Origin of the sequence: Kocuria sp. NPDC057446 (assembly GCF_042802875.1) — a bacterium.
Classification (GTDB): Bacteria; Actinomycetota; Actinomycetes; order Actinomycetales; family Micrococcaceae; genus Kocuria.
This window is the reverse complement of the sequence record NZ_JBHVDI010000027.1, coordinates 23,203-31,939: the sequence shown is the minus strand read 5'-3', so window position 1 is coordinate 31,939 and position 8,737 is coordinate 23,203. Positions and strand designations below refer to the sequence as shown.

At 73.0% G+C, this 8,737-nt stretch carries 6 protein-coding genes; all 6 read right to left on the bottom strand.

What is annotated here, in order from left to right; all coding sequences use genetic code 11:
- Positions 1-414: 414 nt before the first annotated feature.
- The 6 genes from ACFU0Y_RS05495 to coaBC all read right to left on the bottom strand — a co-directional run bounded on the left by ACFU0Y_RS05495 (position 415) and on the right by coaBC (position 8,703).
- Positions 415-1,446, bottom strand: coding sequence for an FUSC family protein (locus ACFU0Y_RS05495; protein ID WP_380213442.1), 1,032 nt, complete (start codon positions 1,444-1,446; stop codon positions 415-417).
- A 32-nt stretch (positions 1,447-1,478) separates the two neighbouring features.
- On the bottom strand, positions 1,479-2,072 hold the full coding sequence (locus ACFU0Y_RS05490; RefSeq protein ID WP_380213441.1) for a recombinase family protein: 594 nt from the start codon (positions 2,070-2,072) through the stop codon (positions 1,479-1,481).
- 370 nt (positions 2,073-2,442) lie between these two features.
- A complete protein-coding gene (locus ACFU0Y_RS05485) occupies positions 2,443-3,924 on the bottom strand; it encodes a glutamate--cysteine ligase (protein WP_380213440.1) in 1,482 nt (493 codons plus the stop codon).
- Between the two features lie 128 nt (positions 3,925-4,052).
- Positions 4,053-6,167: a primosomal protein N' gene (locus ACFU0Y_RS05480; RefSeq protein WP_380213439.1), complete on the bottom strand. Its 2,115-nt coding sequence runs from the start codon at positions 6,165-6,167 to the stop codon at positions 4,053-4,055.
- A gap of 2 nt (positions 6,168-6,169) precedes the next feature.
- On the bottom strand, positions 6,170-7,375 hold the full coding sequence (gene metK, locus ACFU0Y_RS05475) for a methionine adenosyltransferase (RefSeq protein WP_380213438.1): 1,206 nt from the start codon (positions 7,373-7,375) through the stop codon (positions 6,170-6,172).
- A gap of 95 nt (positions 7,376-7,470) precedes the next feature.
- Positions 7,471-8,703 carry a bifunctional phosphopantothenoylcysteine decarboxylase/phosphopantothenate--cysteine ligase CoaBC gene (gene coaBC / locus ACFU0Y_RS05470; protein WP_380213437.1) on the bottom strand — a complete coding sequence of 411 codons (1,233 nt, stop codon included), beginning with the start codon at positions 8,701-8,703 and terminating at the stop codon, positions 7,471-7,473.
- Between the last annotated feature and the right edge of the window lie 34 nt (positions 8,704-8,737).

The following is an 8,737-nucleotide window of genomic DNA, read 5'->3' as shown; positions in this document are numbered from 1 at the left end:
CGCCGGCACCCCACACGGGGCGCCGGCGCCGCCTTCCTGCACACCTAACCAATGTGCGCGTCAACCACGTCCACTCGCACGTTCTAGCTCTCCCGAGTCGAACCCCGGACGGCATGCCCACAATCCAAGAGCTTCACGACCGGCCTAGACGTCATTTCATAGGGGGCGGCCGCTAACCGGCCATATGCAAAGCGGAAAAGGTTCCTTCACTATCTCTTGCCTCCACTTTCAGAGGGCGAAGGCCCTGGATTTCCTCGACATGCTCCTCAACGCCTCCTCCACGCTGGTGCAGACCTTCTCCCTTCGTGTGCCTGGCCTGCAGGTGGCCGGCGCAGGCCGGAGGGTCCACGGCCAAGGGTGGCCGCCGGCACCAGGGAGGCACAGTCGCCGGTGGCGTACTCCTCCGAGGGGTTTCTAGACCTCAGCGGCCCGGGTGGCGCGCAATGCTGAGAGAAAGTGCGCTGCGAGCACGACCAGGAAGCCGACAGCGCAGCCGATGAGGGTCTCGATCGCGCGGTCCTGGATGACCAGGGCGGGCGGGCTGGGGTGGGCCAGCTCGGTGCTGATCAACGCCATGGGGGTCACGAAGGTCTGGGCGATGGCATACTGCCGCACGACGAACATCTCGGTGCAGAACTGCAGGACCGCGATGACCAGCACCATGGCCCACGGTTCGAGCCCGAGGAGCAGGATCATCAGCGTGAGCCCCAGGCCCATGGTGGTACCCAGGACACGATTCACTCCGCGCCCCAGGCGGTGGGTGACGGTGGGTCCCACCAGGGGTACGACGGCAGCGACCATGGCCCAGTAGTTGTGGCCGATCCCCAGGGCCGTGGCGATCGACCCGGCCGTCCCGGCAGCAATGGCGTACCGGGCGGCCTCCCGCAGGACTGTGCGGCGTTCTGGCTTCGTCAACGGGGTCGTCGTCGGTCTCGTCCATGGACTGCGATGCGAGGGCAGGAGGCGGGTGGCCACACTCACCGCAAGAGCGAAGGCCACGGTCAGGGCGGCGGTGAGGAGGCCTTGCCACAGCGGCGGGTGGGTAGGCACGGAGGCGATGGCGCCGAAGGTGAAGATGTGGAACAGGGATCCCGCCGGCTTGAGCCGGCTCAGCCCGATTACCAGTGCGGCCGCCCCGGCCACGAGCGTGGCCCCGGCCACGATGCCCCAGTCCCCGATCCCGGCTCGGGAGGCCACTGCCCCGACCAGGATGGTCACCAGTAGCGTTGTTCCGGCGGTGGCCTGGTGGATCAATCGTTGACGGTGGGGCTGATTGCGCCCATAGATGCCTGTGAAGGCCCCGAAGGTGGCGAAGATCGCCAGGTCGATCCGACCGATCCCCACGAGCAGCAGCAAGGGCACGCCGACCCCGATCGCGGTGCGCAGGGCCACGTGGTGGTCGTTGTGGGAGGCCTGCATCCGCAGGACTTCACGCACGCGGCTCACTGGCTGAGGACTTCCTTTCACGAGGACGGGCTTCACAGGGGCGTCGGCTGCGGCAGCTCCCGGATGCGCCGGTACAGAGTAGCCCGGGACATGCCGAGGTCCCGGGCGACCTGGGTGGCTGGCTCTCCACCATCAATGAGTCGCAGCGCATTGCGGATCTGGGAGTCGGTGAAGGTCTGGCGCCGCCCGCCGAGGTCCTTGCCGGCGGCCCGGCGCTTGGCGACCGAGTCGGTGATCCGCTCCCGCTTGATCTCCAACTCCATCTGCGCCAGCGCGGCCATGACGGTGAAGACCATCGAGCCCATCGGGGTGGCGGTGTCCACGTCTCCCCCACCGAGGTTGAGCACCCGCAACCCAGCGCCTCTCCCCCGCAGCGCTTCGGCGAAGACCAGCATGTTCTGCGTCGACCGCCCCAGGCGGTCCAGCGTGGTGATCACCAGCGTGTCACCCTCCTCGAGCGCGGCCACTGCCTTGTCCAAGGACGGACGCGAAGCACGCCCTCCAGACACTCCACTGTCTACATATATGTCATCGCGCCGCACGCCGGCGGCCAGCAGGTCAGACACTTGGCGGTCTGCGTCTTGCTGCCGTGTCGACACTCGGGCATACCCGATCAGCTTCCCCACGTCCACCTCATATGTCTCGCAACCAACGTTGAGTATCCGATTCTAGGGGTGCGGATAAAGCACAAGGATGCGAGACAGACTGAACCGCGGAAACATGCGGACGAAAATTTCTCCGATGAGACGTCTCGCATCCCATCGGTCGCAACACGTCTCCTCCGGGACAGTCGCGGCCGTATCTGCGACTCAGAACGACGGAGGGTGGTGGTCTGACGGAGCCGAGAAGCCGCCTCGGCACCACGTACTGGGGACCCGATCGACTGTCCGGCCGAGTCGGAGAGGGGCTCGACCGCTCGACCGGTCCTGGAGCGGTGTCCCACGTCCATGGCCGTGGGACGGCCGGCACCGGAATACCTTGTTGAGGTCGGCCGCCCTACGGCACCGGCCAGGTGTGCACCGGCTCGTTGTCGTCCATGTGCTCGGTGTAGGCCTGCAACATCCGGCGCAGCGCCGTGGGCCGGTCGGCGCCGTGGCGTTCGAAGTGCTCGACCGCCCGGGTCTGCCACACCGCGCCGTTGACCCCGGAGACGCACCGGCCCTCGATGATGCCCAGGTAGCGATCCCGCACCTCCGGGGCCACCCCCCACTCCTCGAGGCCCTGGTGGGCCAGTGGGAGGAGGTGGCGCAGCACGAGCTCGTCGGCGCTGACCTCCCCGAACCCCGGCCAGTAGAGCCGGGCGTCGATGCCGTCCCGGGCCGCGCGGGTGAAGTTCTCCGCGCAGGCCGGGAAGCTCATCCGGGTCCACACCGGACGCTCCTGGCGGGCCAGCACGCGCGCGGCCCCGTAGTAGAACGCGGCGTTGGCCATCACGTCGGTGATCGTCGGACCCGCGGGCAGCACCCGGTTCTCGACCCGCAGGTGCGGCCGGCCGGCCACGACGTCGTAGATCGGCCGGTTCCAGCGGTAGACCGTCCCGTTGTGCAGCCGCAGCTCCGAGAGGTCCGGGGCGATCCCGGCCCGCAGCTTGGCGGCCGGGTCCTCCTCGGAGCTCTCGGCGAGCAGCGCGGGGAACCAGCGGACGTTCTCCTCGAACAGGTCGAAGATGGAGGTGATCCACCGCTCGCCGAAGAACACCCGCGGGCGCACCCCCTGGTTCTTCAGCTCGACCGGGCGGGTGTCCGTGGCCTGGGTGAACAGCGCGATCCGCGTCTCGGCGTGCAGCCGGCGGCCGTAGAAGTACGGGCTGTTAGCCCCGAGGGCCAGCTGCGGGGCGGACAGCGCCTGGGCGGCGTTCCAGTGGGCGGCGAACTGCGCGGGGGCGACCTGCAGGTGCAGCTGGACGCTGGTGCACGCCGACTCGGGGGCGATCGAGTCGCACCAGGTGTCGATCCCCTCGCCGGTCGGCCCCTGGATCTCGAGGCGGATGTCCTCGCCGCGGGCCACGAAGATCGAGTCGTTGAGCGCTGTGTAGCGGTTGTTGTCGCTGATCCACTCCTGCTCGTAGTGCTCGGGCCGCAGGGTGGGCAGGATCCCGATGGTCACGATCCGCGAGCCGACCCCCCGGGCCGCCGCGTCCGCGGCGTTGAGCGAGGTGCGCAGGTCCTCCTCGAGCTCCAGGGCCGCACGTCCGGGCAGGGGGCGCGGCGGGACGTTGAGCTCGATGTTGTACCGCGCCAGCTCGGTCTGGTACCCGGGGTCGGCGATCGCGGCGAGCACCTCGTCGTTGTGGAAGTGCGGGTCGAATTGCTCGTCGACGAGGTTGAGCTCGATCTCCAGGCCCGTCATGGGCCGGTCGAAGTCGAACGAGGAGCGGGCGAGCATCTGCTCGAACACGTCGAGGTCCACGCGGACCTTCTCCCGGTAGCGCTGGCGCTGCTCGCGCGTGTAGCTGCGGGAACTGACCTCTTCGCCCACGACGGCCTCCGACTCCGGGCCGCGGCGCGGCCCCAGGACACCAACCAATCACACCGCGGCCCGTGCGCCAACACCCGGCCCCGCCGCCGGGCGGGCCGGCGCCCCCGGGACCCCCGCGGGGGCGGACCTCAGAGCAGGTCGGTGACGTCGCAGCGCACGTGCACCGGCGGGTGCTTGCGCAGCGCGGAGGCCTTGGAGCGGGCGGCCCGCAGCCGGCGGGTGACCTCGCCGGCCGCGCCGTAGCCGAAGAACAGCAGCGCCCGGTGCGGCGCCGGCTCCCCCTCCGGTCCGGGCTCGTGGTCCTCCAGCGGAGCGGGTCCCACCACCCGCACGGCGGGCGGCAGCTCGAGGTCGGCCAGGAACGCCGCAACGGCCCGGGCCGGGCCCGTCACGGCCGCCGAGCGCACGGCCGGGGGCAGCCCCAGGGCCTGGCGCTCCACCAGCTCCCGCTCGGCGTACCCGGCCGGGTCCCACCGCACGAGGGCGCCCACGGCGGCCTCGTGCTCCGCGGTGACCACCACGATCCCGCCGTCCCGCGCCCGGCGCACCAGCGCGGCGGCGTTGAACCACCGGCGCAGCGTCTGCTCGGCGGCGCGCAGGGCGGGGCGCATCAGCATCTGGTTGCCGTCGAGCAGCAGGGCCGCCGCGTAGCCGCTCTCCGCGACCGGCTCGGCGCCGGGGGTGGCCACGACGAGGGCGGGCGCGGCGGCGACGTCCGTGCGCACCGCGTCCCCCGAGGACGCCACCACGGGCACCTTCGGGAAGGCCCGCCCGAGCTCCTCGGCGGTGCGCAGCGCCCCGACGGTGACCAGGCGCATCCGCGGGGACCCGCAGGCGGCGCAGGACCACGAGTGGGCCGACCGGCCGCACCACCCGCAGCGGGGCACTCCGCGCCGGGACACGACCCCGAGGGGCCCCTCGCAGGCGGTGCACCGGGCGGGCTCCCGGCAGCGCTCGCACGCGAGGTGCGGGGCGTAGCCGGCGCGCGCCACCTGGACCAGGACGGGTCCGCGCTCGAGGGCCTCCCGGGCGGCGCGGTAGGCGGTCTCGGGCAGCCGGGCCCGCGAGGCCAGCGGGTCCCGGGCGGCGTGGAAGGAGTCCGCGGTGGAGACGATGCGGGGCGCGTGGACGCGCAGCACGTCCCGTGCGGGGGCGATCCGGCGGGCCCACCCGGAGACGACGAGCCGCTGGGCCTCGGGGCTGACGGCGTGGCCGGCGAACAGCGCCGCGCACCCGGTGCGCCCGGCGCGCAGCAGCAGCACGTCGCGGACGTGCTGGTAGGGGGCGCGCTGCTCCACGAGGTTCTCGTCGCCGTCGTCGAAACAGGCCACGAGCCCGAGGTCGTCCACGGGGGCGTAGGCGGCGGACCGGGTGCCCAGCACCACCCGGATCTGACCGGTGGCCGCGGCGAGGAACGCCCGGTAGCGGGGCGTGGGCCCGTCCTCGGCGTGCAGGCGCACGAGGTGCTCCCCGCCGATCTCGTCCGCGACCGAGCGCTCGAGTCGCGCCAGCGCCTTCTGGTCGGCCACTACCGCGACGGCCCCGCGCCCGGCCCGCCACGCCGCGCCGATCGCGGCGGCCAGGACGTCGGTCCAGTCGTGGGCGGGGTGGGCGGGGAGCACCTCGAGCACGGCCCGCGGCGAAGCCCCCGCGGCGAGCTCCGCCAGGAACGCGGTGCCACCGGCGTAGTCCGCCAGCGCGGCGTCGTGGGAGGGACCCGGGGCGTGCGGGGACAGACCGGTGGAGTGTCCCGGCGCCTCGGCCAGCCGCTGCTCGACCTCCTTCTCGACGCGGGCCACGCGGGGCGGGACGGCCACCCGCACGACGTCGGCGACCGTGCCGGCCGAGCGGGCGGCCACGTCCTCGGCCAGCCGGGCGATCTCCGGGGCGAGCACCGGCAGCGGGGACAGGACCCGGCGCAGGGGCTGGATCCGGTGCATGACCTCGGACTCGGCGGCGCGCCCGAGCACCCAGCCCGTCAGCTCCTGGCCGCCGAAGCCCACCTTGACGCGGGCGCCGGGCACCGCGACGGAGTCCAGCTCGGCCGGCACCAGGTAGTCGAAGGGGCGGTCCAGGTGCGGGACGTGGGTGTCCAGCAGCACCCGGGCCACGGGGTTCTGGGCGGCCGGGAGCACGGCGCCCACGCCCTTCGCGTCCTCGCGCGGCGGCCGGGGCGGGAAGCCCGAGAGGAGCGACAGCTGCCGCGGGCCCTCCGCGGCGGCCCCGGCGTCCTCCGGGTCCACGATCAGACCCCGGCGGCCGACCGCAGGTCCGCGACGCGGTCGGTGCGCTCCCACGTGAACTCGTCCCCGGAGCGGCCGAAGTGCCCGTGCGCGGCGGTGCGCGCGTAGATGGGCCGCTTGAGGTCGAGGTCTTCGATGATGGCCAGCGGCCGCAGGTCGAAGACCTCGCGGATGGCGTGCTCGATCCGGGCGGGGTCGACGGTCTCGGTGCCGAACGTCTCCACGTAGAGCCCGACGGGCGCGGCACGGCCGATCGCGTAGGCGACCTGCACCTCCACGCGGGAGGCCAGGCCGGCGGCCACCACGTTCTTGGCGACCCACCGCATCGCGTACGCCGCGGAGCGGTCGACCTTCGACGGGTCCTTGCCGGAGAAGGCGCCCCCGCCGTGGCGGGCCATACCGCCGTAGGTGTCCACGATGATCTTGCGGCCGGTCAGGCCCGCGTCCCCCACGGGCCCGCCCCGGACGAAGTTGCCGGCCGGGTTGATGATGATCTGGGTGCCGGACAGGTCCAGCCCGGACTCCTCCAGCACGGGGGTGACCACGCTCTGCCGCAGGTCGGAGGCGAGCTGGTCGAGGTCGTAGCCCTCCACATGCTGGGAGGAGACCACCACGGTGTCCACGGAGACGGGGCGGTCGCCGTCGTAGCCGAGGGTCACCTGCGTCTTGCCGTCGGGGCGCAGACCGGGCAGCACGGCGGTCTTGCGCACACGGGTGAGCTGCTCCGAGAGGCGGTGGGCGAGGAAGATCGGCGCCGGCATCAGGACCTCGGTCTCGTCGGACGCGTAGCCGAACATGATGCCCTGGTCCCCGGCGCCCTGGGCGTCGCGGGCGTCGCGGGCGGTGCCCTCGCGGACCTCGAGGGACTGGAAGACGCCCTCGTAGATCTCCGGGGACTGCTCCCCCACGCTGATGGACACCCCGCAGAACTCGCCGTCGAAGCCGTGCACCGAGGAGTTGTAGCCGATGTCGAGCAGGGTCTTGCGCACCACGTTGGGGATCTCCACGTAGCCCCGGGTCTTCACCTCACCGGCGACGTGGACCAGCCCGGTGGTCACCATGGTCTCGACCGCCACGGAGGACTCGGGGTCCTGGCGCAGGAGGTCGTCGAGGATGGAGTCGCTGATCTGGTCGCAGATCTTGTCGGGGTGCCCCTCCGTGACGGACTCGGAGGTGAACAGTCTCAGGTGCTGGGTCGTCTCGCTCACGGGAGACCACACTACCGGTCGCCCCGGACGCCACAGCCCCGGACGCCACAGCCCCGACCGACGCAGATCCGACCGGCGCCGCCGGCCCGGACGGGTCAGGCTCCGGCGCGGACGCCGGCCAGCTCCTGCGCGATCCGCGCCACGAGCCCGCGCGCCACGTCCGTCTTGGAGCCCTCGAGCTCCTGCTCGGGGGCTCCGGCGGCGCTGAGCACGGTCACCGCGGTGGTGTCCTGGCCGAAGACGAGGTTCTCGCCCACGTGGTTGACGGCCAGCAGGTCGCAGCCCTTGCGCACGAGCTTCCGGCGCCCGAACGTCAGCGGGTCGGTCTCGGCGTCCCCGGTCTCGGCGGCGAAGCCGACGAGGAGCTGGCGGCGCCGGGCGGTGTTGCGCAGGTCCACGAGCTCCTTGAGGATGTCGGGGTTGCGCACCAGCTCCAGCACGGGGTTGGTGCCGTCCTCGGACTTCTTCAGCTTGGCGTCGGCGATCCGGGCCGGGCGGTAGTCGGCCACCGCGGCGGCCATCACCACCACGTCGGCCCGGGCGGCGGCGCGCACGCAGGCCCGGCGCAGCTGCTCGGCGGTGCCGGCGTGCACGACCTCGACGCCGGCGGGAACCGGGGTCTCCAGGTGGGCGGCCACGAGGGTGACCGCCGCCCCGGCGTCCCGGGCGGCGGCGGCGATCGCCACGCCCTGCTTGCCGGAGGAGCGGTTGCCCAGGAACCGCACGGGGTCGAGGGGCTCGCGGGTGCCGCCCGCGCTCACCAGCACCCGGGCGCCGGCCAGCGGGCCGTCGGGGGCGTCGCCGCGCCCGGCCAGGCGCAGGGCGGCGTCACGCACGACCTCGGGCTCGGGGAGCCGGCCCGGGCCCGAGTCCGGGCCGGTGAGCCGGCCGTCCGCGGGCTCCAGCACGGTGTGCCCGTGGGCGCGCAGGGTCGCCACGTTGGCCTGCACGGCGGGGTTGAGCCACATCTCGGTGTGCATGGCCGGGGCGAACAGCACCGGCGCCCGGGTGGCGAGCAGCGTGGTGGTCAGCAGGTCGTCGGCGTGCCCGTGGGCGGCGCGCGCCAGGAGGTCGGCGGTCGCGGGGGCGACGACGACGAGGTCGGCGGACTGGCCCTGGTGGACGTGGTTGACCTCGTCCACCCGGTCGAACACGTCCGTGCTGACCCGCTGGCCCGAGAGCGCCTCCCAGGTGGGGGCGCCCACGAAGCGCAGCGCGGACGCGGTGGGGACGGGGACCACGGTGTGGCCGCTCTCGGTGAACAGGCGCAGGAGCAGCGCCGCCTTGTACGCGGCGATGCCCCCGCCGATGCCGAGGACGATCCTCATGCCGCCGCGCCCCGTCGCAGGGCAGCGGGGCGGC

What these genes read in the sequence shown, in the direction of transcription:
- coaBC (WP_380213437.1), bottom strand. Translation starts at nt 8,703, where the DNA reads ATGAGGATCGTCCTCGGCATCGGCGGGGGCATCGCCGCGTACAAGGCG.